This window comes from Paraburkholderia nodosa DSM 21604, assembly GCF_000519185.1.
In the GTDB taxonomy this organism is placed as follows: domain Bacteria; phylum Pseudomonadota; class Gammaproteobacteria; order Burkholderiales; family Burkholderiaceae; genus Paraburkholderia; species Paraburkholderia nodosa.
The window spans coordinates 1-26,196 of record NZ_JAFA01000013.1; the positions used below are offsets into that span (position 1 = coordinate 1).

Below are 26,196 nucleotides of genomic sequence, written 5' to 3' on the forward strand. Positions count from 1 at the left end.
TGCCATGGCCCAGATGCTCGGACATCTCCGTCTCGAGCGCCCGCTCCACCAGCATCTTGGTCAGTTGCTTGAGCAGGCCATTCTCGCCGATCAGGTCCTCTGGCTTCTGGTAGTTCGTTAGTAGGCTGTCTGCCAGCTTGACGAGTTCAGGATCGGGCTTCTCTCTTTTATTGCGTTTCGCTACGGTCATCTATGCTCCTATTGATGGCAGTCTCCCGCCAAATGACCGTTTACACAAAACTTTTTACACCCTCTGCTGCGCGCGCAGTTTTGCGCCGTAGCGGCTAGCACTCGCGCGCTCGATCGCGGTCGCGCCTCGGTGCGACCATCTCGATTCGACCTCAGCGACATTAGACGCAAGCGCACCATAACCGGCTATGCTTCGGTTTTTATTGCCGGCGTCTTCCTTCCCTCGATGACATTGCTGACCCGCGCGAGCGCGCGTTGCGCTGCTGCACTGCTCTTCGCCCTGCCGATCGCATCCGTCCACGCCGACGGTGACGACACCGCCCTGACCAACCTCGTCGCGCTCGTTTCGCAGCGGCTGGCGCTCGCCAAACCAGTCGCGCACTGGAAATGGCAGCATCACAAGCCGATCACCGACACGCCCCGTGAAGACGCCCTGCTCGCCGACGTGCAGAAGCGCGCCACGACAGCCGGTGTCGATCCCGCGTTTGCGCGTGCGTTCTTCCGCGATCAGATCGATGCCAGCACACAAATGCAGAAGTCGCTATTCGACACGTGGCGTGCCTCCCAGGCGCCCAGCGACCCAGCACCGGATCTCGCCACGGCGACGCGGCCCCAACTCGACAGACTCACCGGACAACTGATCGGCGCGCTCGCACGCGTGCAACCGCTGCGCGGCGCACCGGATTGCCCGGCGCGCGTCGCAAGAACGGTTGCGAACTGGAAGGAACTCACGCGATACGACTCCGCGCGCACGAGTGCGATGAATCAGGCGCTGGAGCACGTGTGCGAATCGGGCGGCGTCGGCGGGGTCGCCTAAGCGCGGTTGTTATGCCGCGCTCGTAAGGCCGTCGGCCTCGGAAGGCTGCAGCACCTGCACGCGCAGGCCGCGCTCGAAGTGCGTCTGCAGAATGCGCCAGGTCGAGAGTTCGAACACGCGCTCGGCGCTGCTGTCCACCAGCACCACGGCCTCGGCCGTGGTGGGAAAGGCGCCCATATAGCACCAGCGATCGATCAGGTGATAAATCTCGGCGCCATTCGTCGAGTCCTGCTCGAGCACGACCACTGCGCCGCCGAACGGCCAGGGCGCCGTTCCAAGGTCGGCGGGGTCGCGCTTCGACACACGCGGCACGCGGTTGAACGAGGGCTTGAGCGTGGCGATCCACTGCGCTTCGACGAGGAGCGCGCCAAGCTCGCCGCCTGTCGCACGCCACTCCACGCGTCGGACCTGCTGCGCCATCCGTTGTTCGCGTGAAGAGCGCCTCTCACCCGAAAGATGCGCGCGCACGCGCTGGCGCACCCGCACGCTGCGCCCCACATAGAGCGGCACGTCGTTCTCGCCATAGAAAGCATAAACGCCGTGGCCTGCCGGCGCCGTGTCGATGAGTTCGTCGGTAATGTCGCCGGCCAGTACGTGACGGCGCGTCGTACGATCGATCTGCGACGCCAGCGCTTCCCCGGGCACCAGCGCCGGCAGGCGCTGCCAGAACTGCCAGAGGAGATCGGCGTCGGCTAGCGCGCGATGGCGATCCGACGGTACGAGCGCGTGGCGCTCGACCAGCGCGTCGAGCCCGTGGCGCTTCTCACCCGGAAAAAGCGCCCGTGACAGGCGCACGGTGCACAGGACGTCGGGATTGAAGGAATAACCGGCTCGCTCGAACTCCGCGCGCAGAAAGCCGCGGTCGAAAGCCGCGTTGTGCGCGACGAAGAGCTTGCCGGCGAGTCGCCCATGGAGTTCCGCGGCAATCTCGGCGAAGCGCGGAGCGCCGCGCACCATCTGGTCCGTAATACCGGTGAGCTGCTGGATAAAGGGCGGGATAGGTTGGCCGGGATCGACGAGGGTGCTCCATCGTGTCACCTGCCCTTGCGCCACCTCCACAACGCCAACTTCGGTAATGCGGTGCTCGCCTACCGAACCGCCGGTCGTCTCGAGGTCCACGAAGACGATGGGAAGGTCGCCGGCAGGCTGCGCGGCGCTCAAGGAGGATTCAAACATGGTGAAACGACGGGGGAAATGGAAAACGGCCCAAGTATGCACTGTTTGGACGCCACGCGCCGACGGTTCCGGCTGTTAAGTGTGACTTTTGGCTTTTAGTGAAAACCCGAATCGGGAAAGTCGCAGATTCCCAGGGTTTCCCCGATTAAATCCGTGAGTTAAAACCGTGGTTATTAATATTGACTAAAAATCAATATGTCAAAAATAAAAAAGCCCCGGGTTCGCCCGGGGCCTGGTGTCGCATGAGCGCTCGCGCAGCGAGCGCCCGCACGCTGTACTTACAGCGGCTGGATGTTCGCGGCCTGCTTGCCCTTCGGACCGACCTTGACGTCGAACGACACACGCTGGTTCTCCTTCAACGACTTGAAGCCGTCGGCGCGGATTTCCGAGAAGTGCGCGAACAGATCGTCGCCGCCGGCGTCAGACGTGATGAAGCCAAAGCCCTTCGCATCATTGAACCATTTGACGATACCGGTTTCCATGTTTCAGTTTCCCTCGAGATTTTAATGACGCGGGTAATAACCCTCACGCCGTATCCAGCCAATTCCCGCCGTCCCGCTTCAACGAATTCCACATTTTGAAATTGCAGCAGAACGAAAATCAGCTTTGCCGTTATACGGGGAACGTCAATCGCCAGTCAAGCGAATTTTTTATAACAGCATTCCCGATTCAACGATAAAAGCGGTACGCATCAAAAGGCGGCAACAAATCGTATGCGAACCGAATCGATATATAGCCCAGCGTCACTTTTACCCGATTATCTCGCTCACGTCATTTCTACCGGGAAGTTTTCCCGAAATGTAACAATTCGTGTCAAACGTAAGTGTTTCTCCCGGTTGTTCGAGTAATACATTCAATTCATGATCCATATTGTTAGCGGCATCGGAGGTCATCATGCTGACAGCTCTGCGGCGATGGATTCATTGGCTCGTACAAACGGACGGGATTGCGCCAACGGCTGAAGAAGCCGAAACCTATGGCGCATGGCACGGGGACCACTGGCACAACCTGCTGTGTTCCCCTATGGACGCAAGGCACTACGTAATGGAAGACTGGAGCCTGCAGCCTGAGCCGCCGCAAGCGGGCACCCAATAGGGGTACGCGTAGCGCGCGTGGCCTGAAGACGGGCAAAAAAAAGCGCGGCTGAAAAGGCCGCGCCGACAAAGGTTTGGAGATCTTTTTCGTCAACGAAAAAGTCTGCTTCGGAAAGCAGCGATTGAAGTATAGCCGGACCCACGTCTGACGATTAAGTAGACGGCGCACAATCATCTGTTACGCTGCGCGCAATAATCAGTTGAGACCGTTTTAAGCCGTTTTTCGCAATCGATTGTTGTAGCGATCGCACAACGCTCGATCGGTTGACAGTTTCATCCCCCTCCCGAGAAATCCGCTCAAAGCCTTTACCAGCAGGGCTTAAGACGAGCGAAATAATCATTTCCGATATCGCAATACTTTATTGCGGAATTCGGAATACCCCCTCTTCGAGCACCCTCTCTACACTCTGCCTGTCTGGAAACCGACACGGACGGATTGTCTCGGACGGATCGTCTCGCACGGATTAATTCGTACCACGCGAACTTGCCTCTCGCTGCGCTTCGCATGGACGGTTTCCCAAACGGGGTTCAACGAAACCCACCTCTGTTCTCGGAGTTTACAAAGATGAAAAAGACTCTCATGGTCGCCGCCCTGACGGGCGTTTTTGCAACGGCTGCACACGCGCAAAGCAGCGTTACGCTGTACGGCCTGATCGACGCAGGCATCACCTACGCAAACAACTCCGGCGGCCACAGCCTCTGGAAGGCATCGAGCGGCACGGTCAACGGCAGCCGTTGGGGCCTGCGCGGCGCTGAAGACCTCGGTGGCGGTCTGAAGGCCATCTTCACGTTGGAAAACGGCTTCAACATCATGAACGGTACGCTTGGCCAGTCGAGCCGCATGTTCGGCCGTCAAGCGTTCGTCGGTCTGGCAAGCGACCAGTACGGCGCGGTCACCCTCGGTCGCCAGTACGACTCCGTGGTCGACTACCTCGCACCGCTGTCGAACACCGGCACGCAATACGGCGGCACGATCGCAGCCCACCCGTATGACAACGACAATCTGAACAACTCGGTCCGTTTCAACAACACGGTCAAGTACTCGAGCGTCAACTACGCTGGCTTCAAGTTCGGCGGCACGTACTCGTTCTCGAACAGCACCCAGTTTGCGAACAACCGTGCGTACAGCTTCGGCGCGACGTATAACTACGCCGGCCTGAACGTTGCAGCTGCTTACCTGCACGCAAACAACGACATCAACAACCAGCAGTTCAACTCGTCTTCGTTCTCGGGCGCACAAGCAGGCGACTACACGTTCGGCGCAGGCCGCCAAAGCACGTTCGGCGGCGGCGTGAACTACACGTTCGGCCCGGCAACGGCTGGCTTCGTCTACACGCAGACGCAACTGGGCAACGCGGTTAACATTTCGCCCACGCAGTCGGGTACGAAGAACGGCATCTCGCTGGGCGGCAACAGCGCACGCTTCCAGAACTTCGAAGGCAACATCCGTTACGCTCTGACCCCGGCTCTGAGCCTGGCTGGCGCGTACACGTACACCCGTGCGAACTTCGGCGGCGGCGTGAACCCGAACTACAACACGGTCGCACTGCAGTCGGACTATGCACTGTCGAAGCGCACCGACGTCTACCTGCAAGGCGACTGGCAGCACGTGTCGTCGAACCAGGACGGTATCGGCGCGTACCTGAACGGTCTGGGTTCGGCATCGACCCGTCAAGACCAGATTGCTGTGACGGTTGGTATGCGTCACCGCTTCTAAGCAGCACGCTGCTGGCCGCCTCGGCCAGCACTGCAGCTGAAAAAGGCACCCTCGGGTGCCTTTTTCTATTTCTGCGACGAGGGATGCATTCAGGCGTGCGGCCGCGGATAGCGCACGTCCAGCACGTCGATCGGCTCCGGCCCTGCCGGCGTGTGCAGCGTGACCTGATCGCCGATCTTCGCCTTCAGGAGCGCCCGCGCGACGGGTGAAACCCAGCTCACGCGGCCGCGGTCGAGATCGACCTCGTCGATGCCGACGATCGTGATCGTATGCGCCTCGCCGTCCTCGGTGCCGTACTCGACGGTCGCACCGAAGAATACCTGGTCCACGCTCTCCTGCCGGCTGCTGTCCACGACTTCGGCCAGATCCAGCCGCTTCGTGAGGAAGCGGATACGCCGGTCGATTTCGCGCAGCCTGCGCTTGCCGTAGATGTAGTCGCCGTTTTCGGAACGGTCGCCATTCGAGGCGGCCCACGAGACGAGCTTGACCACTTCGGGCCGCGCTTCGTCTATCAGGTGCAGCAACTCGCTGCGCATGCGCTCATAGCCGGCGGGCGTGATGTAGTTCTTCGTGCCGGCGGGAATCTCCGGCAGACCGGCTTCGAGATCGTCGTCGTCGTCGGTCGATTCTTTGACAAAGGCCTTGTTCATGATGGGATCACTGCGTTATGTGTACTGATGCACTCACTACTGCCAGCGTACACGAACCTCGCCCCAAGACAAATCACGATAAGGGCCTTCCCTTTTTTCGAAGCCCTGCTATAATCTCTTTTCTGCGTGCGGCTGTAGCTCAGTTGGATAGAGTACTTGGCTACGAACCAAGGGGTCGTGGGTTCGAATCCTGCCAGCCGCACCATTTATTCGAAGCGTTTCCCGTCGGTTTGATCCGGGAAGGGTTTCAAGCAGTATAGCGTTGTAAGTAGTATCGTCTTAGCGTGCGGCTGTAGCTCAGTTGGATAGAGTACTTGGCTACGAACCAAGGGGTCGTGGGTTCGAATCCTGCCAGCCGCGCCACCAAATAAAGGGCCTTTCCGTACGGAAAGGCCCTTTGTCTTTTCAGCTGCAGAATTGGGTGTGCCTGGCGTCTCGCGAGAAGCGAAACCCTAGCGCGGCGGCGTGCCGATGTCGCCGATCTGGGCATCGGGACGCGGCAGGTCCTCCACGTCGCCAATCGCGCTGGGCTCGCCCACAGGCTCCATGCCCATGCCCAGCAACGCCTGCGGCTGCCTAAGCATCTCCCCTACCGTCTTACCGAAGCGGCTCGCGACGAATGCCCGCAGCAGCGCCTCACGCGTAGTTTCTCCGTAGGCCTCCAGGACTGCCCCCGACTCCCCCTCGAACTCGGCCACACAGGAAGCCGGCTCGCCTCCGCGCAGCTCGACGCGTCTCGCGCGGTCGAGCACCACGCCGGCCGCCTCCCACGAATCGGTGGGCATGAAGCGGCCATCCCACGGACGCCCGCGGTCGTTGCCGCGCACGGCAACCGTCTCGCCACTGTCGGTGAAATAGATTTCACGCACGAAGTCCGGCAGGCTGCGCGCCACCCAGTAGTCGAGTGCGAGGCCGGTCAGTTCAGCTACGTTCATTGCGAGTCCCTCGTTTCGGTTCGAAGGAAGATGGGTACATGACCGGCAAGCGCGGTCAGGCTGCCGCAAAGGTGCGGCCGATGAGATAACGATAGATTACCGCGCGAGACGCGCTGTGGGAGCGGTCCGTGGCACGAACCGGTCGCCCAGATCAATAATCCGCGCGCTCGCGCTCGATGCGCATGCCGCCGTCGTGGCGATGGTGCCCGTCGTCGCTCGAACGCTCGCGCGCAATGCGCATCACGTCCGGATTCGTGCGCACGCGGCGCATGACGTTCGCGAGGTGCACGCGATCGCTCACCTGGATCACGAAGCGCAACATGTTCGATTCCTGTGCCAGATCGTCGTCCATCGCGATGTGGACGATGTTGGCGTCCGCCGACGTGATGTCGGCCGCCACGCGCGCGAACACGCCCTTGGTGTTCTTCACCAGCACCTTGACGGCGACGTCGAACAGCCGACCCGGCTGCGGCGCCCACGCCACGTCGATCCAGCGGCCAGGGTCGCGCCGGTGGATGCGCTGCGCCACGCGGCAGTCGGTCGTATGGATCGCCATGCCAAGGCCGATGCCGATATAGCCCATGATGCTGTCGCCGGGAATCGGGCGGCAGCAAGCCGAAAGCTGCACCGACATGCCCTCGGTGCCCGTGATGACGACAGGCGGCGCCGGCGGCGCATTCGGGTCGCGCGGCGGATGATGATGCTCGGCGTCGTCGGCGTCCTGGCCGCTCATCAGCACTTCGATGCGCTTGGCCATGACCGCCGCCACGCGCCGGCCAAGACCAATGTCGGCGAAAATTTCCTGGCGGTTCTTGTTGCCGGTCCACAGGACCAGCTTCTCCCACACTTCCGGCGTGACTTCCGAAAGCTGGTAGCCGTAGCCCTTGAGCGCCTGATCGACGAGCCGCTCGCCCAGTTGCACCGACTCCGTGAGACGCATCGTCTTCAGATAGTGCCGGATCGCCGAGCGCGCCTTGCCGGTACGCACGAAACCGAGCCACGCCGGATTCGGCTTGGAGTACGGCGCGGTGATCACCTCGACGATATCGCCGCTCTTCAATTCCGTACGCAGCGGCAGCAGTTCGTTGTTGATCTTCACGGCCACGCACTGGTTGCCGAGGTCGCTGTGGATCGAATAGGCAAAATCGAGCGCCGTGGCGCTGCGCGGCAGCGCCATGATCTTCGACTTCGGCGTGAAGACGTAGACGGCGTCCGGGAACAGGTCGATCTTGACGTGTTCAAGGAATTCGCTCGAGTCGCCGACTTCGCTCTGAATATCGAGCAGCGACTTGAGCCACTGGTGCGCGCGCTTTTGCACGTCGTTGAGATCCGCGCCGCCGTTCTTGTAGAGCCAGTGCGCCGCCACGCCGGCTTCGGCGATCTCGTGCATCTTGCGCGTGCGCACCTGGAATTCGATCGGCGCGCCGAACGGGCCCACGAGCGTGGTGTGCAGGGACTGATAGCCGTTCACCTTGGGAATGGCGATGTAGTCCTTGAACTTGCCCGGAACCGGCTTGTAGAGCGCATGGAGCGCGCCGATGCAGGTGTAGCACTCGAGCGCCGACTCGACCACGACGCGAAAACCGTACACGTCGAGCACCTGGGAGAACGACAACTGCTTGTCGCGCATCTTCTTGTAAATGCTGAAGATGGTTTTCTCGCGGCCGGTGACTTCGGCGTCGAGCTTCGCGTCGGCAATGCCGCGCTGCACCGCTTCCAGAATCTTGCTCACCACTTCGCGGCGATTGCCGCGGGCGGCCTTCACCGCCTTTTCGAGGGTGGCGTAGCGATTCGGATTGAAGTTCGCGAAGCTCAGGTCCTGCAGCTCGCGATAGGTGTTGTTCAGGCCAAGACGGTGCGCGATGGGCGCGTAGATGTCGATGGTCTCGCGCGCCACGCGGCGGCGCTTTTCGGGCGGCACCGCACCGAGCGTGCGCATGTTGTGCAGCCGGTCGGCGAGCTTCACCAGAATCACGCGCACGTCGCGCGCCATCGCGAGGAGCATCTTGCGGAAGTTCTCAGCCTGCGCTTCCTCGCGGTTGCGAAACTCCATCTTGTCGAGTTTCGACAGGCCATCGACCAGTTCCGCGACCTTCGCGCCGAAGCGCTCGGCGAGTTCCGCCTTGGTCACGCCCTGGTCTTCCATCACGTCGTGCAGGAGCGCAGCCATGATGGACTGCGCGTCGAGCTTCCAGCCGGCGCAGATTTCCGCGACGGCAACGGGATGGGTGATATAGGGTTCGCCGCTCTGGCGATATTGCCCAAGGTGGGCTTCATCGCTGAAGTGGAACGCCGCCTTGACCTCCTTGATTTCCTCGGGAGTGAGGTAACCGGAGAGCGCGGCGGTCAGATTGGCGATAGAGACGACCCCGTGCTTGCGGGGCTGCTCCGGCGTCGCGGTCGGACCGAACAGATGGCGAAACGACTGTTCGAGGACCGCGTCGATGTAATTGCGCGCAGGGCTCGCAGTCTCGGCTTCCTGGTCCACGTCGGTGGCCGGCGAGGGCGTGATGCTCATGTTCCCCTCCGTATCAGGTTTGGCGTTGACGGTTAAAGCGGCTGCGGCGGTACAAAACTACATGGCGATCGACAATGCCTCGGAACGCGCCCTTAGACGGGCACCTTCTTCAGCATTTCGAGGCCGACCTGGCCAGCCGCGATCTCGCGCAGCGCGACAACGGTTGGCTTGTCGCGGCTTTCGATCTTGGGCGTGTGACCTTGTGCGAGCTGGCGGGCGCGATACGTCGCGGCGAGCGCCAGTTCGAAGCGGTTCGGAATCTGTTTCAGACAATCTTCGACGGTGATGCGGGCCATGTCGGGTTCCTTCTCATTCTCAGCAGGTTCTTATTCTACCTTATGTGCCCGACGCGCCGGGCTGCGGGTGGTGGATACCGAGCTGCACGAAGAGCTCGGTATGCCGCGCGTATTGCGAAGCGAAGCGCAGGCGCGTGGCGCTCACGATGTTGCGCAGCTCCTGCAACGCGCGATCGAAGTTCTCGTTGATCACGACATACTCCGATTCGCTCGCATGCGCGATCTCGCTGCCCGCTGCAAGCAGGCGTCGCGTGATGACGTTCGGCTCGTCTTCGCCGCGCTTTTTCAGGCGGTCGGCGAGCGCTTCGAGCGACGGCGGCAGGATGAAGATTTCCACCGAATTGCGGAACTGCTTCTTCACTTGCTGCGCGCCTTGCCAGTCGATTTCGAGCAGGACGTCATGGCCGATTTTCATCTGGTCTTCGATCCACACGCGCGACGTGGCGTAGTAGTTGCCATGCACTTCCGCGCTCTCGAGAAACTCGCCAGCGGCGTGGCGCGTGAGGAAGTCGTCGACGGTCGTGAAGTGATAGTGCTCGCCGTCGCGCTCCTTCGAACGCGGCACGCGCGTCGTGTACGAAACCGACAGGCGGATCGCGCTGTCTTCGGCGAGCAGCGCGTTCACGAGCGTCGACTTGCCCGCCCCCGACGGCGCCACCACCATGAAGAGGTTGCCGGGGTACATGCCCGCGTACGGATTGCGCTTCTTGTCCTGCTTCGCGTCCGCTTTGGGGGCGCTGCTTTGGTCGGTCATGTTCGTTGCTTCCTTCATTCGAGATTCTGGACCTGCTCGCGCATCTGCTCGATGAGCAGCTTGAGCGTCATCGAGGCGTCCGCGAGTTCCTTCGCCGCCGCCTTCGAGCCGAGCGTGTTCGCTTCGCGGTTGAGCTCCTGCATCATGAAGTCGAGACGCTTGCCGACGCGGCCGCCCTTCTCGATCACGTGACGCGTTTCGTTCAGGTGCGCCGTGAGACGCGAGAGCTCTTCGGCGATGTCGATGCGAATGCCATACATCGTCACTTCCTGGCGGATGCGCTCGGCGATTTCTTCGCGCGAGATGTTGCCGATGCTGCCGCCGTTGCCATTGCTGTCCGGCGCGGCGATGCCGAGCGCTTCCTGCAGACGCTCGACGATCTTCTGCTGGTGCTTCGCGATCAGCTCCGGCACGAGCGGCGTGATGCGCGCGACGATCGCCTCCATTTCGGTCACGTTCGCAAGCAGCATGTTGGCGAGCTGCGCGCCTTCGCGAGCGCGCACTTCGATCAGATCGGCGATGGCCTGCTTGCCGCAGCCGAGCACGGCGTCGCGCAGCACCTCGGCCGCCACGCCGCTTTCCGCCAGCACGCCGGGCCAGCGCAGGATCTCGCCCGTGCGCAGACGGCCCGACTCGGGAAACGCTTCGAGCACGGCGCGCTCGAGCCCGGCGAGCTGATCGAGCGCGTCGCGGTTGACCGTGCCCGCGCTGGCGCCCTGCTCGCTCTTCTGGATGTTGATGCGGATGTCGACCTTGCCGCGCGAGAGCTTCGTCATCAGCATTTCGCGCAGCGTGGGCTCGCACACGCGCACGTCTTCGGGCATGCGGAAGTTCAGGTCGAGAAAGCGCGAATTCACCGTGCGCAATTCGACGGAGACACTCGCGCCGCCCGTGCCCGAAGCCGCAGCAAGCTCGCGCGTGGCGCTGGCATAGCCGGTCATGCTGTAAATCATGGTTCGTCTCGCGAAGAAAGCCGTGGCGTCGTGCGCTGCGCGCGCGGGTCACGGCGAGGAAATCGAGGCGCCCGGCGTGTTGTCGCGAATGGACGAAAAGCGCGGGGCGGAGAAACCGCATTATCCCATTTTTGAGGGCGCGCCTTCGCAAGCGCGGGCTGCATGCCGCTTCCGGACGGGGCGGCCCGCTTTCCACCCTCCCGTCGCCGTCCCGCCGCCTTCCGGCCGCGCCCGTCGCGAGGCGCGCGGAGGCGGTAAAATCACAGTTTTCCCTTCCCTCTCGCGCCCTCGCGCCCCTTCACGATGACCCAATCCATCCAGCGCCCCTCCGGCCGCGCCGCCGACCAGCTTCGCGAAGTCCGCATCACCCGCAACTACACGAAGTACGCCGAAGGATCGGTCCTCGTCGAGTTCGGCGACACCAAGGTGCTGTGCACCGCGAGCGTGTCCGAAAGCGTGCCGCCGTTCCTGCGCGACAAGGGCCAGGGCTGGCTCACCGCCGAATACGGCATGCTGCCGCGCGCCACGCACACGCGCAGCGACCGCGAAGCCGCGCGCGGCAAGCAAACGGGCCGCACGCAGGAAATCCAGCGCCTGATCGGCCGCGCGATGCGCGCCGTGTTCGACCTCGAGGCGCTCGGTGCGCGCACCATCAACCTCGATTGCGACGTGCTGCAAGCCGATGGCGGCACGCGCACGGCGAGCATCACGGGCGCGTTCGTGGCGGCTCACGACGCCGTCTCGAAGCTGCTGGCCACGGGCCGCATCGAGCGCTCGCCGATCACCGACTACGTGGCGGCGATTTCGGTTGGCGTGTACGAAGGCGTGCCGGTACTCGACCTCGACTACGACGAAGACTCGCAGTGCGACACCGACATGAACGTCGTCATGACGGGCTCGGGCGGCATGGTCGAAGTGCAGGGCACGGCAGAAGGCGCGCCGTTCTCGCGTGAAGAACTGAATGCGCTGCTCGATCTGGCGCAAAGCGGCATCCGCTCGCTGATCGAGAAGCAGAAGGCCGCGCTGGAGATCTCGCATGGCTGATTTGCAGCCGGATTTAGCGGCTAAAACCGCGGCTCGCGCGCTCTCGCGCGTCGTGCTCGCCTCGAACAACGCGGGCAAGCTGCGCGAGTTCGCGGCGCTGCTCGGCGCGGCCGGCATCGAGCTCGTGCCGCAAGGCGCGCTCAACGTGCCGGAGGCCGAGGAGCCGCATCCCACCTTCGTGGAGAACGCGCTCGCCAAGGCACGCCATGCGGCGAAGCTCACGGGCCTGCCCGCGCTCGCCGACGACTCGGGCCTGTGCGTGCGCGCGCTGCGCGGCGCGCCGGGCGTGTATTCGGCGCGTTACGCGCAGCTCGCGGGCGGCGAGAAGAGCGACGCGGCGAACAACGCGCTGCTCGTCGCGAACCTGAAAGATCACGCGGATCGCCGCGGCTACTACTACTGCGTGCTCGCGCTCGTGCGCCATGCCGACGACCCCGAGCCGCTCATCGCCGAGGGCCGCTGGCACGGCGTGGTGCTCGACGCGCCGCGCGGCGACAACGGCTTCGGCTACGACCCTTACTTCTACGTTCCCGAGCTCGAAGCCACGGCCGCCGAGCTCGATCCGGCGCTCAAGAACGCGTCGAGCCATCGCGCAATTGCCCTGCGCCAACTGCTCGCGCGACTCCAGGAGGAAGCGTGAGCCAGCAGCATCGAATTGGCATCGAGGTCGTCCAGTCGTTCACGATGCCTGGCAGCATTCGCCTCACTTCGCTGCCACCGCTCGCGCTCTACGTGCATTTTCCGTGGTGCGTGCGCAAGTGCCCGTATTGCGATTTCAACTCGCATGAATGGAAGGGCGAGCGCTTCCCCGAAGACGATTACCTCGACGCGCTGCGCGCCGATCTCGAGCAGGCGCTGCCGCTCGTCTGGGGTCGCCAGGTGCATACGGTGTTCATCGGCGGGGGCACGCCCAGCCTGCTTTCCGCAGCGGGTCTCGATCGACTGCTTTCGGACGTGCGCGCCCTGCTGCCGCTCGACGCGGACGCCGAGATCACGCTCGAAGCGAATCCAGGCACCTTCGAAGCCGCGAAGTTCGCGCAGTTTCGCGCGAGCGGCGTGAACCGGCTTTCGGTGGGCATCCAGAGCTTCAACGAGGCGCATCTGAAAGCGCTCGGACGCATTCACGACGCGGCGCAGGCACACCATGCGGTCGAAGTCGCGGCGAAGACTTTCGACAACTTCAACCTCGACCTGATGTTTGCGCTGCCGCAGCAGACGCTCGCCGAATGCGAGGCCGACATCGAGACGGCGCTCTCGTTCAAGCCGCCGCATCTGTCGCTGTATCACCTGACGCTCGAACCGAACACGCTGTTCGCCAAGTTTCCGCCTGCCCTGCCCGACGACGACCAGTCCGCCGACATGCAGGACTGGATTCACGAGCGCACGTCGGGCGCGGGATACGGGCGCTACGAGGTTTCGGCTTACGCACAGCCGGATCGCCAATGCCGGCACAACCTCAACTACTGGCGCTTCGGCGACTATCTCGGGATCGGCGCCGGCGCGCATACGAAGCTCTCGTTTCCGAACCGCATCGTGCGCCAGGCGCGCTACAAGCATCCGGCGACCTTTATCGAGCAGGCGCGGGCGGGCACGCCGGTCCAGGAAGAGCACGAAGTGGGCGCGCGCGATTTGCCGTTCGAGTTCATGCTCAACGCGCTGCGGCTCGTGGAAGGATTTCCGGTGCATCGCTTCATCGAACGCACGGGCCTGCCGATCACGACGATCGAACCGGCGCTGCAGGAAGCCGAGCGGCGCGGGCTCATCACGCGCGATTATGAAAAGATCGCGCCGACCGAATTGGGGCAGCGCTTCCTGAACGACTTGCAGGCGCTGTTCCTCAAGGACCCGCACTGAGGTCGACCTGGATCGACTGGGCGACTGCCGTCGCGTGTGCGTTTCGGGTTACAATGCGCGGCTCCGGAGGTGTGGCAGAGTGGTTGAATGCACCGGTCTTGAAAACCGGCGAAGGGGTAACCCTTCCGTGAGTTCGAATCTCACCGCCTCCGCCAATTCGTGAAACCTGGCGCGTCCCAGCGCCAGCGTGTCGTCAAAGTGCCGGCCGTCAGGCCGAAACGCCGCTACTCAAAAGATGCCGTCCCTGTGCCACGCGAGAATGCGTGGTCAATATCGCGCCACAAATAATCAGGACTGCGAGTTATTTTGCGCTGGCAGATCATGCCCGCGCAGAGCGCGGCGACACGCCGATCACATTTAAAGGGTCGAACCCAAAAATCGCTTCAGCAAATCGCGCTCAATTCACTAGGTGAAAACCCTAATCATGAGGTAAAATCGCACCCACTGATGGGAAAGATCGCCATGCCGCACCAATACCAACTGCTCGAAAAGTTCGCGTTTTCGCTTGTCGTCCTGTTCGCCGTGATGTGCTCCAGCTACATCGCGTGGGAAAGCTCGCCCAATCTGCGTGACAACTTCCAGGTCGGCAAGGAGCTGTTCCTGAAGAGCGGCGAGTATTCGTACGCCTGCGCGACGACCGCTGCCGATCCCTGCGCGCAGTTCCCGGTCGAATAAGCAGCCTCGAGCACCCTCGCCGTTTCGCACGTCCCGTGAACTACGCGGGACAGTTCTGATTGCTTCCCGCTGCGTATCGTCTAAGCTCGATTCAGGTTCCGCTTCCGAGCTTGTTCGACATGCTCATCCGCGTCCAGTGGTCTTGCGGTTCATCCGCACCTCGCGCCTCCCTCGCACGGCGCCTCGGTCTGGTTTTGCTGCTCGCGATGCTCGGCTGCCTCGGCGCCTGCACGATCACGCCGCCGCCCAGGCCGCTCCTCGTCATTCCCCCCGCGGCGATCAACAGCGCCACCCTCGACGACTACCGCACCACGGTCGCGAAACACATCGTCGAGCACAACCCGTCCTACGTTCTGCACGGCGCGCCACAGGCCATGCTGCGCTCGCTCGTGGTCGTGTCGTTCACGGTCAATCGCAATGGCCAGATCGTGAAGTCATCGGTTTACCGGACCAACGGCGACGACGAAGCCGAAGCCACCGCCCTCGCAACTTTGCGCCGCGCCGCGCCGCTGCCGCCGCCGCCCGGCGGCCTGCTCAATTCCGCTGGCCAGCTCGACATGTTCGAGGACTGGCTCTTCAACGACAACGGCAAGTTCCAGCTGCGCACGCTCGCTTCGCCGCAGGCGCAGAACTACCAGTGACCCACGCGCTTCGCGCCGATGCCTGACGCGCGCGGGGCCTGCTTACGCCCGCCTTGCTGCGCGGCGCGCACGGTCGTTATAATTTTTCGCTATCCCCAGCCGGCGCCCGCCGGCCATGCCTCTTGCCACGCGCCATCCGCGCGGCCGCGCGAGGCTTCGACCGCGCTCCCGCTCCTTCGTGCCTATCGGCGCGTGCTATGGCCGGTCAGGAATCAACGCGCACGGCTCGCGCCGTGCGATGCATACTGGCGAAGCGTCGCCGCCTGACGCTGCCGGAGCGTCGAGCGCCGACCACGCGCCACGCTACGCTTCGAGCCCGAACAAAGACGCCCGCGCAAGCCTCGCAAGACTCAGGCTCAAGCGCGTCACAACGACTGGAGACCCTGGATGTCCACCTCACCCATTTCGCCCGCGCGCGCCGATCAGGCAAACGCAGCGAAGCAGCAAAGCACCGCGCGCGTGATCTTTGCGAGCTTTATCGGTACCGCAATCGAGTTCTACGACTTCTATGTGTACGCAACGGCCGCTGCGCTCGTGATCGGCCCCGTGTTCTTCCCGCACGGTTCGGCCACGGCCCAGGCGCTCTCGGCGTTCGTCACCTTCGGCATCGCGTTCGTCGCGCGGCCGATCGGCTCGTTCATCTTCGGCCACTTCGGTGACCGCATCGGCCGTAAATCGACGCTGGTGGCGTCGCTGCTCGTCATGGGCCTCTCCACCACGCTGATCGGCTTCCTGCCCGGCTATGACGCGATTGGCAGCCTCGCGCCGATCCTGCTGTGCATCCTGCGCTTCGGCCAGGGCATCGGCCTGGGCGGCGAATGGGGCGGCGCCGCGCTCCTCGCGACGGAATACGCGCCGCAAGGCAAGCGCGGCTGGTTCGGCATGTTCCCGCAGCTCGGGCCGTCGGTGGGCTTCCTCGCCTCGAACGGCCTCTTCTTCGGCCTCGCCTCCACGCTCTCCGACCAGCAGTTCCGCGACTGGGGCTGGCGCGTGCCGTTCATCGTCTCGGCGGTGCTCGTCGCGCTCGGTCTGTACGTGCGCATGAAGATCGCCGAAACGCCCGCCTTCAAGGCCGCCATCGAGCGCGAGGAGCGCGTCAAGGTGCCGGTCGCTACACTGCTCTCGCAGTACTGGTGGCCGACGCTGCTCGGCGCGCTCGCCATGGTCGTGTGCTACACGCTCTTCTATAACGCCACGGTGTTCTCGCTCTCGCACGGCGTAACGGCGCTGCACATTCCGCGCCCGACCTTCCTCGGCATGCTGTGCATCGCGGTGGTGTTCATGGGCATCGCCACGCCGATCTCGGCCTGGCTGTCCGACCGCTTCGGCCGCAAGCCCGTGCTGATCGTCGGCTGCATTCTGGCGATTCTCTCGGGCTTCACGATGGAGCCGCTGCTCGGTAGCGGTGCGACGCCGCTCGTGCTGCTCTTCCTCGTGATCCAGCTGTTCCTGATGGGCGCCACGTTCGCGCCGATGGGCGCGCTGTTGCCCGAGCTGTTCCCGACCAGCGTGCGCTACACGGGCGCGGGCGTCGCTTACAACCTGGGCGGCATTCTCGGCGCATCGGTTGCACCGTATATCGCGCAGGTGCTGGCCGCGCGCGGCGGTCTCTCGTGGGTCGGCGCGTATGTGTCGATCGCCGCCTGCGTGAGCCTGTTCGGTGTCCTGTGCATGCGCGAGACGCGCCATACGTCGCTCTCGTAGCGCATCGCCGCATCAATTAAAAAGCGGAGGCCGCCAGGCGGTCTCCGCTTTTTTTTATGCCTTTTTTAATCGCTTTGGGTACGCGCGATGCGTGTCTATACTCGAATCAACAAGCGGGGAGCGATCTCCCGGGGGAGCCGACGATGAACCTGCATCTGAGCAACGCCGACATTGTTCTGTTCATCGCCCTCGCCCTGGGCATTTCGCTCCTGCTGGCGTTTCGCCTGCGCACCGCGAGCTGGCGTGCGGTCCTGCTCGAAGCGCTGGCGGCGAACGCCGCGGCAATTGCCGCGGTTATCGCGCTTGAAATGCTGCTTGCCTGAAGGCCGCCGTGCCGCGGGTACCGCCTGGGCGGCACCGTTCGGCAGCGATCAGCGATAGTAATAGCCGTGATGGTAGCCGCCGCCGTAGTAGCCGCCGGCCGGCACCACGACGCAGCCGCCCAGCGAAGCCGCGAGCAAGGCGCCGGCGATGAGGGTAAGCGTCAATCGTTTCACAGTGTTCTCCCTTCAAGTCAGTGTCTGTGTCCGGCCATGCGATGTCGGGCTGGACGGTTACGATTGAACACGACGGCGAAGGCGTGAGGCGTTGCAATTTGTAAGCAGCGGTGTGGCCCGTGTAACAGCATGGGCGCCCAAAGCCTTTTGCATGCGCTGTCAGGCGCGCCCCTGCAATACAAGCGCGACACTTTTAACAAGCTCGTAATGGGAAACGGCGGGGAAAGCACGCCGCAACGCGCGTGCCGACCCGCGAAAACTCAAGCGGCGTGAACGCGCGATGACGGCGTAGACGCGCCGCCGTCGCGCGCCGGGTAGATGCGATCGACGGCATCGATCGCCACCTGCACGGGCGGCACGTGATGGCCGTCGCCGATCGAGATCGAGCGATTGGGCGCACGCACGCCGCTGTGCTCGGCGTCGGTCGAAACGAAGACCATCACGGTCGGCTTGATGAGCGCGTGCGAGAGATGCACGAAGCCCGTGTCGGTGCCGACCACGAGCGCACAATCCTCGATGCGCTGTGCGACCTGGGCAACCGTGAGGCGCGGCAGCACCGTCGCGCCCGGGATCAGCGCCGCGATCTCGCGCGCCGTGGCGTGCTCGCTATCGGAACCCCACGGCAGTTCGATGCGCAGGCCACGCGCGATCAACGCATTGCCAAGCTCCCCCCAATGCGCGACCGGCCACTTCTTCTCGTCTTTCGAAGTCGCGTGAAAGAGCAGCGCCGTGGGCGCGTCAGGCGCGGGCAGCGCGGTGCCGTCGCGCGGAACGCGCATCTGGAATTCGGGCGGCGTATCGACCGTGTAGCCGAGCGCCTCGCCCGCGCTGATGCGCATGCCGTGCCACGCATCGCACTTCGGACGCGGCCCGAAGCGGCCGTTGTACGCGAAGGCCGCGCCGCGCTCGCCGAGGTCCTGCGAGAGATAGCCGAAGCGGCGCCGCCCGCGCGCAAGAAACGCGATGATCGCGCTCTTGTACACGCCGTGAATGTCGACGATGGCGTCATAGCGGTAGGCGCGCAGTTCCGAAATCGACGCCCAGATCGCCTTGAAGTCGCTCCAGCGGCGCGCCTTCTTGAAGCGGCGCAGCGGCGCGCAGAGCACGCGGTCGACGCCGGCGTTCCAGCGCACGATATCGGCAAAGGCCTCGTCCGCGGCCCAATCGACCTTGACGCCCGGGAAGGCGCGCTGCACGTCGGCCACGACCGGAAGCGCCTCGACGATGTCGCCGAGCGAAGTCACTTTGACAATCAAAACTCGTTTCATTGTGCTGCGGACCGCAGGGCCCGATATTCCAGTCTTCAAGGGATTTCCGGAGATTTTAACGGACTAACCTTGCGCCAACCTGCGAATGGGTGATCCAGGATGAGCGAAATCTGTCCCTTTCTCATTGATCCCTCGTGTGGCATCGACAATGGACGCTCTAAAACGCGCCGGGCCCGACACGCCAATGCGCGCCAGGCCCGGAATGGACGATCCGTCGAGGGATCGAAATAAACGGTCAATGGCTAGTAGACGACGACCGGTGCAGGTCTCACGTACATGGGCCGCGCCGGCACGACGATGCAGCCCGCCAGCGTAATCGCGAGCGCGGCCGCCGCGAGCAGTTTTTTACTCATGATAGGGCTCCCCTTGGGCTCGAAAGATCAGGCGGCCCAATGGCCTTCGACCCAGCGCCAGTTCGGCCCATGCGCGATCCAGTGACCCGGCACCCAGTGATAGCCCACACGCTCAGCCTGCCAGTGGCCCCTCACCCATACGTACTGGCCGTGGTCCCAGCGCCAGTGGCCCTTGTCCCATGCATAGCCCACGCGCGGCGCCGGCACGACTTCCACGCGTTCGGCAGGCGGCGGCGCGCTCGGCTCGACCACGACGATTTCAGCAAATGCGGGAGCCGCGACAGCGCAGGTGCCAGCGGCGACGATCGCGGCCTTGGCGATGAAGACGCGAATAGAGTTGTTCATGTTGACCACCCTTGATTGTTTGACGCCTTGATTGGCGTTACCCGATCAATGCGCGAGCACGGCGTTGCGCTGACAGCGGTGGTGTAACGGCGCAGGGTGAAGTGAAACGGAATATTTCGGTAAGGCCGGCGGCCGCGCCAAAGCGCAGCGCGCGAGAAGAAAGGCGCGGAGGGAAAAGCGTGGCGATACGACGAACGACGCGCGCAGCGCAGCGGCTGCGCGCGTTGAAACTCAAGCCTGCGGAATCTCGATCTTGACCTCGAGCACTTCGAGATCGTCCTGACGTTCGAGGCTCACGCGAATGTCTTCATCGGAGATCTTCACGTACTTCGAGATCACCGCGACCAGTTCGCGTTGCAGGGCCGGCAGATAGTCGGCGGGCGGATGGCCGCCTGCGCGCTCGTGAGCAATGATGAGCTGCAGGCGTTCCTTCGCTACCGAGGCGGACTTCTTCTTCTCGCCGAGAAAAAACGTAAGAAACGACATGACGTTCGCCTCCCTTACTTGCTACCGAAGAGGCGCTGCAAGAGGCCCGGCTTCTGGTAATCGGTGAAGCGAAGCGACTTGTCCTCGCCAAGAAAGCGCGACACGACGTCCTTGTACGACTCGGCGACGTCGGTGCCGTCCAGATGCACTGCCGGCAGACCCTGGTTCGACGCGTGCAGCACCGCTTCCGATTCGGGAATCACGCCGATCAGTTCGATGCGCAGAATCTCCTGAATGTCGTTCAGCGAGAGCATCTCGCCTTCGCTCACGCGCTTCGGGTTGTAGCGGGTGATGAGCAGGTGCTCCTTGATCGGGTCCTTGCCGTCGATCGCGCGCTTCGTCTTCGACGACAGCATGCCGAGGATACGGTCCGAGTCGCGCACGGAAGACACTTCCGGGTTCGTCACGATGAGCGCTTCGTCGGCGAAGTGCATCGCGAGCAGTGCGCCCGACTCGATGCCCGCGGGCGAATCGCACACGATGTACTCGAAATCCATCTTGCGCAGGTCCTCGATCACCTTCTCCACGCCCTCTTTCGTGAGCGCGTCTTTATCGCGCGTTTGCGAGGCCGGCAGGATGAAGAGGTTTTCGCACTTCTTGTCCTTGATGAGCGCCTGATTGAGGTTCGCCTCGCCCTGGATCACGTTGATCAGGTCGTACACGACGCGGCGCTCGCAACCCATGATGAGGTCGAGATTGCGCAGGCCCACGTCGAAGTCGATGACCGCGGTCTTGTGGCCGCGCAACGCGAGGCCCGATGCGAAACTCGCGCTCGTGGTCGTTTTACCGACACCACCTTTGCCCGAAGTCACCACAATGATTTTTGCCATTCCCTTACCTTGCGTTCGTCAGTTTCTCAGTTTGGTCTCATCGCGTGCCGCTCATGCCCCTGCTCGCCTGCGCACGACGCTCGAGCTGCGACTCAGGTGAGCCTCAACGGTTCGATCAACAGCTTTTCTTCCTCGAGCCGGATTTGAGCCGGCTTGCCCCGCACGTCGTCGGCGAGTGGAACTTCAGTGGTACGGTAGATGCCCGCAATCGAAATCAGTTCCGCCTCGAGGCTCGTGCAGAAAATGCGTGCGTCGTGGTTGCCGTGCACGCCCGCTAGCGCGCGGCCGCGCAACGGCGCGTAAATGTGGATATTGCCCTCGGCGATCACTTCCGCGCCATTGGACACGAGGCCGAGCACGACCACGTCGCCCTTCGCGTAGATGCGCTGGCCCGAGCGCAACGGCCGGTCGATCACGAGCGTGGGTTCCGCGCGCGCGCCGGATGCGCCGGCGTCGAGCATCGCCGCAGCGTTCACCGTTGCCGCTGCGCTCGCTTCGGCGGCGGCCGGGTCCGTGTCGGTGGTAAAGAGTTCGGGCTGCGCAGCGGTGGCTTGCGGCGCGGCCGAAGCGGTGGCAGATGCGGTGGCCGAAGCATTCGCTGCCTCGCCGTCGCTTGCGCCTTCTTCGGCGGCCGGCTTCCCGCCCGCGCCGCGGCGGTCGCGTGCCTCGAGGAACGGCAGGCCTGCCGCAGCGGCCCAGCCGTGCTGTTCAGGATGCGCAACCACGCCCACCGGGCGCATGCGCACGCTTTCGAGCAGACGCGCGATGTCGCCGAGCGCGACCTGCTCGCCGTCGGCGAGACGCCGCACGTCGATCGCAACGGTGTCGTTTGCGAAGAATTCGGGCGTCGCCTCGAAGCGCCGCGTGAGCTCGGCGCGCATGGCATCGAGCTCGGTCGTCTTGACCACGAACAGAAGCGTATCGACTGAACCGCTCTTCAGTTCAAAATATGGCGATTTCCTGGGCGACATGGCGTTCGGCTAAAAATTTTGCGTATTTTACAGGCGCGGGCGCACACGGCCATTATTTTTAATGGGGTATTCGGCCAAAATCGCTGCCAGATACGCACAAACAAAAATGGCGCAAAAAAAGCGCGCGAAGCGCAAACGCGCCGAGCCGCGCGTGCAGAAACGATTCTGGTTCGGTGTGTCGTACGCAGGGAAGCGAAACGCGGGCGCCGCCGCGCGCAGCGGCGCGAACGCCAGCGTTACGGCGAGGAAGCGGACTTCGTGTGCTCGCCGAGCGCACGCATGAGCAGCGTTTCCCACTGCTCGGGCTGCTGCTGGCTGCGCGCGTGGTCGCCGGTGGCCACGAAGCCGAGGCGCTCGTAGAAGCGCATGGCCGTGGTGTTCGCGTCGGTGATCCAGGCGTACACCTGCGTGGCGCCTTCGCTCACGAGCCAGTCGATGGCGCTGTTCAGCAGCAATTCGCCGCCGCTCAGATGACGCACCGCGGGCGCGACCCACAGCGCCGAGACGAACGCGCGGCGCGCCGGCGCGCTTTCGAAGCTCGCGCCGATCAGACCGGCCGGATGGCCCTCGGTGTAGAGAATGAACGACGTGCCCGTGTGCGAAACCGCATGCCGGGCCGCCGCGGCGTCGAAAACGGCGGCATCGGCGGATAGCGCGTCTTCGAGCGTGTCGCCGAATGCATAAGGCGCGTCGCGCAGCGAAGCTGTTCGAAGCTCGCGGAGCACGGCACCCTGATCGGCGGCGATACGGCGAACGGTCAGTGACGGACTCATGCAGTCGTAAACCCCAATAAAGCGCTAACGCGTAGCTTTAACCGAACTGGCTTGAGAGTCAAATCCTTATTTGACAATTGCCGGCACGCGACGCCCTGCGCGCGAGCCTTGACAGACGGCCCCAGAAGCCGCACAGCCACGCTCACGGGGCCTCGTAGGCGCCCGTGCCGTCCGGCCAGGGCGTGAGGAGTTCGTAGCCGTCGTCGGTGACCGCGACCATGTGTTCCCACTGGGCCGAGAGCGAGCGGTCCTTCGTGACGACCGTCCAGCCGTCGCGCTGCACCGACGTGCCGGCGCGGCCCGCGTTGACCATCGGCTCGATCGTGAAGACCATGCCCGGCTTCAGGCGCATGCCCTGCCCCGGCTGGCCGTAGTGCAGCACCTGCGGTTCCTCGTGGTAGACCTTGCCGATGCCGTGGCCGCAATACTCGCGCACGATCGAGAAGCCGTCCGCCTGGGCGCGCTTCTGGATGGCGTTGCCGACGTCGCCGAGCGTCGCCCCCGGCTTCACCTGGCGCATGCCCGCGAGCATCGCCTCGTAGGTCGTGTCGATCAGCTGGCGGCCCACCGTGCTCGGCGTGCCGACGCAGTACATGCGGCTCGTGTCCCCGAAATAGCCATCCTTGATCACGGCCACGTCGATGTTGATGATGTCGCCGTCCTTGAGCACCTCGCCGCGATTCGGAATGCCGTGGCAGACCACGGAATTGACGGACGTGCAGATCGTCTTCGGAAAGCCGAGGTAGCCGACATTGGCCGGCACGGCCTTGAGCGTATTGACGATGTAGTCGTTGCAGAGGGCGTCGAGGTCGTCGGTGGAGACGCCCGGCTTCACGTGCTCGCCGATCATCGCGAGCACGTCGGCGGCGAGCCGGCCTGAAATGCGCAGGCGGGCGAGATCGTCGGCAGACTTGTAGGTGATAGGCATCGATGGACCGAAGTGGGCGCGGCGGTGGTGGAGAACCCTGCGCCGCAAATTCAAAGGAGCGATTGTACCGGCGCTGCGGCGTCGCTAGCGCAGCAACCCGCAGCAACGCGTGTCATCCCGATGACGCCGGACGCGGAATTTTCAGAGATCTCCGATTGTTCGAGCACAAGCCGCCGTCAAGAATGAGAAATATCTTACATCGCGAGCAGGCAGTCCGATCATGACCCCAAGTAATCCCGCCCCCACCTCCTCCACGCCCAACGCGGCGCCCAACATCCTGATCGCGCTGCCCACATACGACAACTCCGTGCATTTCGACTTCGCCATGGCCCTCGCGCGCCTCATGGAGGCGCTCAAGGAACGCGGCATCCGCTACGAGTACATCCACACGGCCTCGTCGCACATCATCCGCGCGCGCAATTTCTTTGCGAATTATTTTTTGAGCCATCGCGAGTTCAGCCATCTCCTCTTTCTCGATACGGACATGGACTTCTCGCGCGAAGCGGTTCTGCGCCTGATCGCCGGCGACAAGCCCGTGGCCGGCATTGCCTGCCCGTACCGCTTTTTCGACAGGGAAAAGCAGATCACGAGCGCCGACGTGGGGCTCACGCTGCGCGAATGGCAGGAAAAGACCGTGGACTACAACACGGCGATCCTCGCGGATGAAGCGGGCAGCAGTGTCGTGTCCGACGGCTGGGCCGAAGTGAGTCATGTCGGCACCGGCATCTTCCTCGTGCGGCGCGACGCGCTGGAGGCGATCGCCGCGCATACCGCGCTTTACCGGCCGCCCGCGCAGTACGCGGGCTACCTGCCGGACGGCAAGTTCCATGCGTTCTTCGACACGGTCGGCGAGAAAGGCGTGTACCTCTCGGAAGATTTATCGTTTTGCCGGCGGGTGCGCGCGGCGGGCAAGTCGGTATGGGCGCTCGTCGACGAGAAGATCGTGCATCACGGAGGATCGTCGATCTCAGGCACCTATCTGCGGGCGCTGGAAATGCGCGGCCACATGCGCAAGTGAAAGTGCGCTCCGGCATGCACGCCGGAACTCGCGCAGAAAAGCGAAAACCCCTGCAGCGGTTAAGCATGCAGGGGTTTTCTGAATCTGGCGGAGAGGGTGGGATTCGAACCCACGGTACGGGGAAACCGTACGCCTGATTTCGAGTCAGGTACATTCGACCACTCTGCCACCTCTCCGGGGCACTGCTGTTTTACTGCTTCCCCGGCATTGGTCGGCAACCGGAGAAGCGAAGATTATAGAACATGTTTTGAATTTTGCAAGCCTTCACTGAAAAAAGTTTCGAAGGCAAGGAAGTCACATGTTCTGCACGCGAGGCAGTGCCTCAGGCGCCTGCTTCGAGGCGCGCCACGCCGCCCATATACGGCCGCAGCACTTCCGGCACCGTGACCGAGCCGTCGGCTTCCTGATAGTTCTCCAGCACGGCAACCAGCGTGCGGCCCACGGCAAGGCCCGAACCGTTGAGCGTGTGCACGAGTTCCGGCTTGCCCTGCGCGTTGCGGTAGCGCGCCTGCATGCGGCGCGCCTGGAACGCTTCCGTGTTCGAGCAGCTCGAAATCTCGCGATACGTGTTCTGCGCGGGCAGCCACACTTCGAGGTCATAAGTCTTGGTGGCCGAGAAGCCCATGTCGCCCGTGCACAGCGTGATGACGCGATATGGCAGGCCGAGCTTCTGCAGGATGGTCTCCGCGTGGACGACCATCTGCTCGAGCGCGTCGTACGACGTTTCGGGCGCAACGATCTGCACCATTTCAACCTTGTCGAACTGGTGCTGACGGATCATGCCGCGCGTGTCGCGGCCATACGAACCGGCTTCCGAGCGGAAGCACGGCGAGTGCGCGGTGAGCTTGATCGGCAGCGCGCTGCCTTCCACGATGCTCTCGCGCACCGTGTTCGTGAGCGAGATTTCCGAAGTCGAAATGAGGTACTGCGTGACCGTGTTCTCGCCGCCGCCCTTCTCCACGCGGAACATGTCGTCGGCGAACTTGGGCAGTTGACCCGTGCCGTACAGGATTTCCGGGTTGACGATGTAGGGCGTGTACGTTTCCGTGTAGCCGTGGTGGAGCGTGTGCGTGTCGATCATGAACTGCGCGAGCGCGCGGTGCAGGCGCGCGATCTGGCCGCGCAGCATCGTGAAGCGTGCGCCCGAGAGCTTCGCGCCCGTCTCGAAGTCCAGACCCAGCGGCGTGCCGACGTCCACGTGATCCTTCACCTCGAAGTTGAACGCGCGCGGCGTGCCCCAGCGGCGCACTTCCACGTTGTCGGCCTCGTCCTTGCCCGCGGGCACGCTCTCGTGCGGCAGATTCGGCACGCCGAGCAGCAGGTCCGAGAGCTTCGACTGGATCTCGTCGAGCTTGGCGGCCGACGTCTTCATCTCGTCGCCGATCCCGCCCACTTCGGCCATGACCGCCGAGGTGTCCTCGCCGCGGCCTTTCATCGCGCCGATCTGCTTCGACAGGCTATTGCGGCGTGCCTGGAACTCTTCGGTGCGGGTCTGGATGGCGCGGCGTTCCGCTTCGAGCGCGGAGAAGGCCGCGACGTCGAGGGTGTAGCCGCGGTCGGCGAGGCGCTTCGCGACGCCGTCGAGGTCTTTGCGCAGCAGCTGGATGTCGAGCATGGGATTGTGAGACGCAGTTTCGTTGTGTGAAGGGACGATTTTAGCGCACCGGCCGGAGCAGCCCGGCGCGGCGCGCATCGCCGTTGTTCATGGCG

Annotated in this window: 28 protein-coding genes, 4 tRNA genes and 1 pseudogene; 14 read left to right on the forward strand and 19 right to left on the reverse strand. The window is 63.6% G+C overall.

Translation table 11 applies throughout. The annotated features are described in order from the left end of the window. Nucleotides 1-190: pseudogene (locus A3CW_RS46955) on the reverse strand (IS256 family transposase); the annotation flags it as partial. A 225-nt stretch (nt 191-415) separates the two neighbouring features. Between A3CW_RS46955 and A3CW_RS0120045 the strand changes: the two are divergent. Then, complete coding sequence (locus tag A3CW_RS0120045) at nt 416-1,006, forward strand: chorismate mutase (RefSeq protein ID WP_028205163.1); 591 nt, start codon at nt 416-418, stop codon at nt 1,004-1,006. A 9-nt stretch (nt 1,007-1,015) separates the two neighbouring features. Here the strand turns inward: A3CW_RS0120045 and A3CW_RS0120050 are convergent, their stop codons facing one another. Both A3CW_RS0120050 and A3CW_RS0120055 read right to left on the reverse strand, forming a co-directional pair. After that, complete coding sequence (locus A3CW_RS0120050) at nt 1,016-2,182, reverse strand: exonuclease domain-containing protein (RefSeq protein ID WP_028205164.1); 1,167 nt, start codon at nt 2,180-2,182, stop codon at nt 1,016-1,018. A gap of 278 nt (nt 2,183-2,460) precedes the next feature. Continuing rightward, the gene (locus A3CW_RS0120055) at nt 2,461-2,664 is read right to left on the reverse strand and encodes a cold-shock protein (RefSeq protein WP_028205165.1); all 204 of its coding nucleotides are present in this window, start codon (nt 2,662-2,664) and stop codon (nt 2,461-2,463) included. Between the two features lie 412 nt (nt 2,665-3,076). Here A3CW_RS0120055 and A3CW_RS53890 point away from each other — a divergent pair, with 412 nt between their 5' ends. Both A3CW_RS53890 and A3CW_RS0120060 read left to right on the forward strand, forming a co-directional pair. Next, complete coding sequence (locus A3CW_RS53890; protein ID WP_081771740.1) at nt 3,077-3,277, forward strand: hypothetical protein; 201 nt, start codon at nt 3,077-3,079, stop codon at nt 3,275-3,277. A gap of 564 nt (nt 3,278-3,841) precedes the next feature. Then, complete coding sequence (locus tag A3CW_RS0120060) at nt 3,842-4,993, forward strand: porin (protein WP_028205166.1); 1,152 nt, start codon at nt 3,842-3,844, stop codon at nt 4,991-4,993. An 89-nt stretch (nt 4,994-5,082) separates the two neighbouring features. On the opposite strand, the gene greB is transcribed toward A3CW_RS0120060, so the two are convergent. Next, nucleotides 5,083-5,643 (reverse strand): transcription elongation factor GreB, encoded by a 561-nt coding sequence (gene greB, locus A3CW_RS0120065; protein WP_028205167.1) that lies wholly within the window; start codon nt 5,641-5,643, stop codon nt 5,083-5,085. Between the two features lie 128 nt (nt 5,644-5,771). On the opposite strand from greB, the gene A3CW_RS0120070 reads away from it, so the two are divergent. Then, nucleotides 5,772-5,848 (forward strand) — tRNA-Arg (locus A3CW_RS0120070). An 81-nt stretch (nt 5,849-5,929) separates the two neighbouring features. Further along, nucleotides 5,930-6,006: transfer RNA gene (locus A3CW_RS0120075), tRNA-Arg, on the forward strand. Nucleotides 6,007-6,095: 89 nt separating this feature from the next. On the opposite strand, the gene A3CW_RS0120080 is transcribed toward A3CW_RS0120075, so the two are convergent. From A3CW_RS0120080 to A3CW_RS0120100, 5 genes are all read right to left on the reverse strand, one after another. Then, nucleotides 6,096-6,578, reverse strand: a complete 483-nt coding sequence (locus A3CW_RS0120080; RefSeq protein ID WP_028205168.1) for a phage protein NinX family protein — start codon at nt 6,576-6,578, stop codon at nt 6,096-6,098. 151 nt (nt 6,579-6,729) lie between these two features. Continuing rightward, nucleotides 6,730-9,096, reverse strand: a complete 2,367-nt coding sequence (locus tag A3CW_RS0120085; RefSeq protein ID WP_028205169.1) for a RelA/SpoT family protein — start codon at nt 9,094-9,096, stop codon at nt 6,730-6,732. 92 nt (nt 9,097-9,188) lie between these two features. After that, entirely contained in the window at nt 9,189-9,392 is a 204-nt protein-coding gene (gene rpoZ, locus A3CW_RS0120090; RefSeq protein ID WP_006400783.1) for a DNA-directed RNA polymerase subunit omega, read from the reverse strand. A gap of 40 nt (nt 9,393-9,432) precedes the next feature. Then, nucleotides 9,433-10,146 (reverse strand): guanylate kinase, encoded by a 714-nt coding sequence (gene gmk / locus A3CW_RS0120095; protein WP_028205170.1) that lies wholly within the window; start codon nt 10,144-10,146, stop codon nt 9,433-9,435. Between the two features lie 14 nt (nt 10,147-10,160). Further along, nucleotides 10,161-11,099 carry a YicC family protein gene (locus tag A3CW_RS0120100; protein WP_028205171.1) on the reverse strand — a complete coding sequence of 313 codons (939 nt, stop codon included), beginning with the start codon at nt 11,097-11,099 and terminating at the stop codon, nt 10,161-10,163. A gap of 303 nt (nt 11,100-11,402) precedes the next feature. On the opposite strand from A3CW_RS0120100, the gene rph reads away from it, so the two are divergent. The 8 genes from rph to A3CW_RS0120140 all read left to right on the forward strand — a co-directional run bounded on the left by rph (nt 11,403) and on the right by A3CW_RS0120140 (nt 17,340). Beyond that, nucleotides 11,403-12,143 carry a ribonuclease PH gene (rph, locus tag A3CW_RS0120105; RefSeq protein ID WP_028205172.1) on the forward strand — a complete coding sequence of 247 codons (741 nt, stop codon included), beginning with the start codon at nt 11,403-11,405 and terminating at the stop codon, nt 12,141-12,143. Next, the gene (rdgB, locus tag A3CW_RS0120110; protein ID WP_028205173.1) at nt 12,136-12,783 is read left to right on the forward strand and encodes an RdgB/HAM1 family non-canonical purine NTP pyrophosphatase; all 648 of its coding nucleotides are present in this window, start codon (nt 12,136-12,138) and stop codon (nt 12,781-12,783) included. Before rph ends, rdgB begins: the two co-directional genes overlap by 8 nt. A gap of 44 nt (nt 12,784-12,827) precedes the next feature. Then, a complete protein-coding gene (gene hemW / locus A3CW_RS0120115; RefSeq protein WP_245623705.1) occupies nt 12,828-13,997 on the forward strand; it encodes a radical SAM family heme chaperone HemW in 1,170 nt (389 codons plus the stop codon). Nucleotides 13,998-14,062: 65 nt separating this feature from the next. After that, nucleotides 14,063-14,152 (forward strand) — tRNA-Ser (locus A3CW_RS0120120). A 307-nt stretch (nt 14,153-14,459) separates the two neighbouring features. Continuing rightward, nucleotides 14,460-14,672: a hypothetical protein gene (locus A3CW_RS0120125; RefSeq protein ID WP_028205175.1), complete on the forward strand. Its 213-nt coding sequence runs from the start codon at nt 14,460-14,462 to the stop codon at nt 14,670-14,672. 206 nt (nt 14,673-14,878) lie between these two features. After that, complete coding sequence (locus tag A3CW_RS46960) at nt 14,879-15,313, forward strand: TonB family protein (RefSeq protein WP_245623706.1); 435 nt, start codon at nt 14,879-14,881, stop codon at nt 15,311-15,313. A gap of 387 nt (nt 15,314-15,700) precedes the next feature. Beyond that, nucleotides 15,701-17,017 carry an MFS transporter gene (locus A3CW_RS0120135; protein ID WP_028205176.1) on the forward strand — a complete coding sequence of 439 codons (1,317 nt, stop codon included), beginning with the start codon at nt 15,701-15,703 and terminating at the stop codon, nt 17,015-17,017. 143 nt (nt 17,018-17,160) lie between these two features. Beyond that, a complete protein-coding gene (locus A3CW_RS0120140) occupies nt 17,161-17,340 on the forward strand; it encodes a hypothetical protein (protein ID WP_028205177.1) in 180 nt (59 codons plus the stop codon). A 48-nt stretch (nt 17,341-17,388) separates the two neighbouring features. On the opposite strand, the gene A3CW_RS54325 is transcribed toward A3CW_RS0120140, so the two are convergent. The 8 genes from A3CW_RS54325 to map form a co-directional block, all read right to left on the reverse strand. Beyond that, on the reverse strand, nt 17,389-17,514 hold the full coding sequence (locus A3CW_RS54325; protein WP_256094537.1) for a hypothetical protein: 126 nt from the start codon (nt 17,512-17,514) through the stop codon (nt 17,389-17,391). 260 nt (nt 17,515-17,774) lie between these two features. After that, the gene (gene waaC, locus A3CW_RS46965; RefSeq protein WP_051481600.1) at nt 17,775-18,782 is read right to left on the reverse strand and encodes a lipopolysaccharide heptosyltransferase I; all 1,008 of its coding nucleotides are present in this window, start codon (nt 18,780-18,782) and stop codon (nt 17,775-17,777) included. A 380-nt stretch (nt 18,783-19,162) separates the two neighbouring features. Beyond that, a complete protein-coding gene (locus tag A3CW_RS0120160; protein WP_028205179.1) occupies nt 19,163-19,480 on the reverse strand; it encodes a YXWGXW repeat-containing protein in 318 nt (105 codons plus the stop codon). Between the two features lie 231 nt (nt 19,481-19,711). Continuing rightward, entirely contained in the window at nt 19,712-19,966 is a 255-nt protein-coding gene (minE, locus tag A3CW_RS0120165) for a cell division topological specificity factor MinE (RefSeq protein WP_028205180.1), read from the reverse strand. Between the two features lie 14 nt (nt 19,967-19,980). Next, nucleotides 19,981-20,796, reverse strand: a complete 816-nt coding sequence (minD, locus tag A3CW_RS0120170) for a septum site-determining protein MinD (RefSeq protein ID WP_028205181.1) — start codon at nt 20,794-20,796, stop codon at nt 19,981-19,983. Between the two features lie 92 nt (nt 20,797-20,888). Continuing rightward, on the reverse strand, nt 20,889-21,767 hold the full coding sequence (gene minC, locus A3CW_RS0120175) for a septum site-determining protein MinC (RefSeq protein WP_028205182.1): 879 nt from the start codon (nt 21,765-21,767) through the stop codon (nt 20,889-20,891). Between the two features lie 236 nt (nt 21,768-22,003). Next, complete coding sequence (locus A3CW_RS0120180; protein WP_028205183.1) at nt 22,004-22,540, reverse strand: GNAT family N-acetyltransferase; 537 nt, start codon at nt 22,538-22,540, stop codon at nt 22,004-22,006. 142 nt (nt 22,541-22,682) lie between these two features. After that, nucleotides 22,683-23,468 carry a type I methionyl aminopeptidase gene (map, locus tag A3CW_RS0120185; protein ID WP_028205184.1) on the reverse strand — a complete coding sequence of 262 codons (786 nt, stop codon included), beginning with the start codon at nt 23,466-23,468 and terminating at the stop codon, nt 22,683-22,685. A 220-nt stretch (nt 23,469-23,688) separates the two neighbouring features. Between map and A3CW_RS0120190 the strand changes: the two genes are divergently transcribed. Further along, nucleotides 23,689-24,486 carry a glycosyltransferase family 2 protein gene (locus A3CW_RS0120190; RefSeq protein WP_028205185.1) on the forward strand — a complete coding sequence of 266 codons (798 nt, stop codon included), beginning with the start codon at nt 23,689-23,691 and terminating at the stop codon, nt 24,484-24,486. 85 nt (nt 24,487-24,571) lie between these two features. Here the strand turns inward: A3CW_RS0120190 and A3CW_RS0120195 are convergent. Together A3CW_RS0120195 and serS are read right to left on the reverse strand one after the other, a co-directional pair. Beyond that, a tRNA-Ser gene (locus A3CW_RS0120195) sits at nt 24,572-24,662 on the reverse strand. Nucleotides 24,663-24,808: 146 nt separating this feature from the next. After that, nucleotides 24,809-26,101, reverse strand: a complete 1,293-nt coding sequence (gene serS, locus A3CW_RS0120200; RefSeq protein WP_028205186.1) for a serine--tRNA ligase — start codon at nt 26,099-26,101, stop codon at nt 24,809-24,811. Nucleotides 26,102-26,196: the final 95 nt, after the last annotated feature.

Coding starts and splice junctions, on each gene's coding strand:
- A3CW_RS0120045 (WP_028205163.1), top strand. CDS start 416: ATGACATTGCTGACCCGCGCGAGCGCGCGTTGCGCTGCTGCACTGCTC.
- A3CW_RS0120050 (WP_028205164.1), bottom strand. CDS start 2,182: ATGTTTGAATCCTCCTTGAGCGCCGCGCAGCCTGCCGGCGACCTTCCC.
- A3CW_RS0120055 (WP_028205165.1), bottom strand. CDS start 2,664: ATGGAAACCGGTATCGTCAAATGGTTCAATGATGCGAAGGGCTTTGGC.
- A3CW_RS53890 (WP_081771740.1), top strand. CDS start 3,077: ATGCTGACAGCTCTGCGGCGATGGATTCATTGGCTCGTACAAACGGAC.
- A3CW_RS0120060 (WP_028205166.1), top strand. CDS start 3,842: ATGAAAAAGACTCTCATGGTCGCCGCCCTGACGGGCGTTTTTGCAACG.
- greB (WP_028205167.1), bottom strand. CDS start 5,643: ATGAACAAGGCCTTTGTCAAAGAATCGACCGACGACGACGACGATCTC.
- A3CW_RS0120080 (WP_028205168.1), bottom strand. CDS start 6,578: ATGAACGTAGCTGAACTGACCGGCCTCGCACTCGACTACTGGGTGGCG.
- A3CW_RS0120085 (WP_028205169.1), bottom strand. CDS start 9,096: ATGAGCATCACGCCCTCGCCGGCCACCGACGTGGACCAGGAAGCCGAG.
- rpoZ (WP_006400783.1), bottom strand. CDS start 9,392: ATGGCCCGCATCACCGTCGAAGATTGTCTGAAACAGATTCCGAACCGC.
- gmk (WP_028205170.1), bottom strand. CDS start 10,146: ATGACCGACCAAAGCAGCGCCCCCAAAGCGGACGCGAAGCAGGACAAG.
- A3CW_RS0120100 (WP_028205171.1), bottom strand. CDS start 11,099: ATGATTTACAGCATGACCGGCTATGCCAGCGCCACGCGCGAGCTTGCT.
- rph (WP_028205172.1), top strand. CDS start 11,403: ATGACCCAATCCATCCAGCGCCCCTCCGGCCGCGCCGCCGACCAGCTT.
- rdgB (WP_028205173.1), top strand. CDS start 12,136: ATGGCTGATTTGCAGCCGGATTTAGCGGCTAAAACCGCGGCTCGCGCG.
- hemW (WP_245623705.1), top strand. CDS start 12,828: ATGCCTGGCAGCATTCGCCTCACTTCGCTGCCACCGCTCGCGCTCTAC.
- A3CW_RS0120125 (WP_028205175.1), top strand. CDS start 14,460: ATGCCGCACCAATACCAACTGCTCGAAAAGTTCGCGTTTTCGCTTGTC.
- A3CW_RS46960 (WP_245623706.1), top strand. CDS start 14,879: ATGCTCGGCTGCCTCGGCGCCTGCACGATCACGCCGCCGCCCAGGCCG.
- A3CW_RS0120135 (WP_028205176.1), top strand. CDS start 15,701: ATGTCCACCTCACCCATTTCGCCCGCGCGCGCCGATCAGGCAAACGCA.
- A3CW_RS0120140 (WP_028205177.1), top strand. CDS start 17,161: ATGAACCTGCATCTGAGCAACGCCGACATTGTTCTGTTCATCGCCCTC.
- waaC (WP_051481600.1), bottom strand. CDS start 18,782: ATGAAACGAGTTTTGATTGTCAAAGTGACTTCGCTCGGCGACATCGTC.
- A3CW_RS0120160 (WP_028205179.1), bottom strand. CDS start 19,480: ATGAACAACTCTATTCGCGTCTTCATCGCCAAGGCCGCGATCGTCGCC.
- minE (WP_028205180.1), bottom strand. CDS start 19,966: ATGTCGTTTCTTACGTTTTTTCTCGGCGAGAAGAAGAAGTCCGCCTCG.
- minD (WP_028205181.1), bottom strand. CDS start 20,796: ATGGCAAAAATCATTGTGGTGACTTCGGGCAAAGGTGGTGTCGGTAAA.
- minC (WP_028205182.1), bottom strand. CDS start 21,767: ATGTCGCCCAGGAAATCGCCATATTTTGAACTGAAGAGCGGTTCAGTC.
- A3CW_RS0120180 (WP_028205183.1), bottom strand. CDS start 22,540: ATGAGTCCGTCACTGACCGTTCGCCGTATCGCCGCCGATCAGGGTGCC.
- map (WP_028205184.1), bottom strand. CDS start 23,468: ATGCCTATCACCTACAAGTCTGCCGACGATCTCGCCCGCCTGCGCATT.
- A3CW_RS0120190 (WP_028205185.1), top strand. CDS start 23,689: ATGACCCCAAGTAATCCCGCCCCCACCTCCTCCACGCCCAACGCGGCG.
- serS (WP_028205186.1), bottom strand. CDS start 26,101: ATGCTCGACATCCAGCTGCTGCGCAAAGACCTCGACGGCGTCGCGAAG.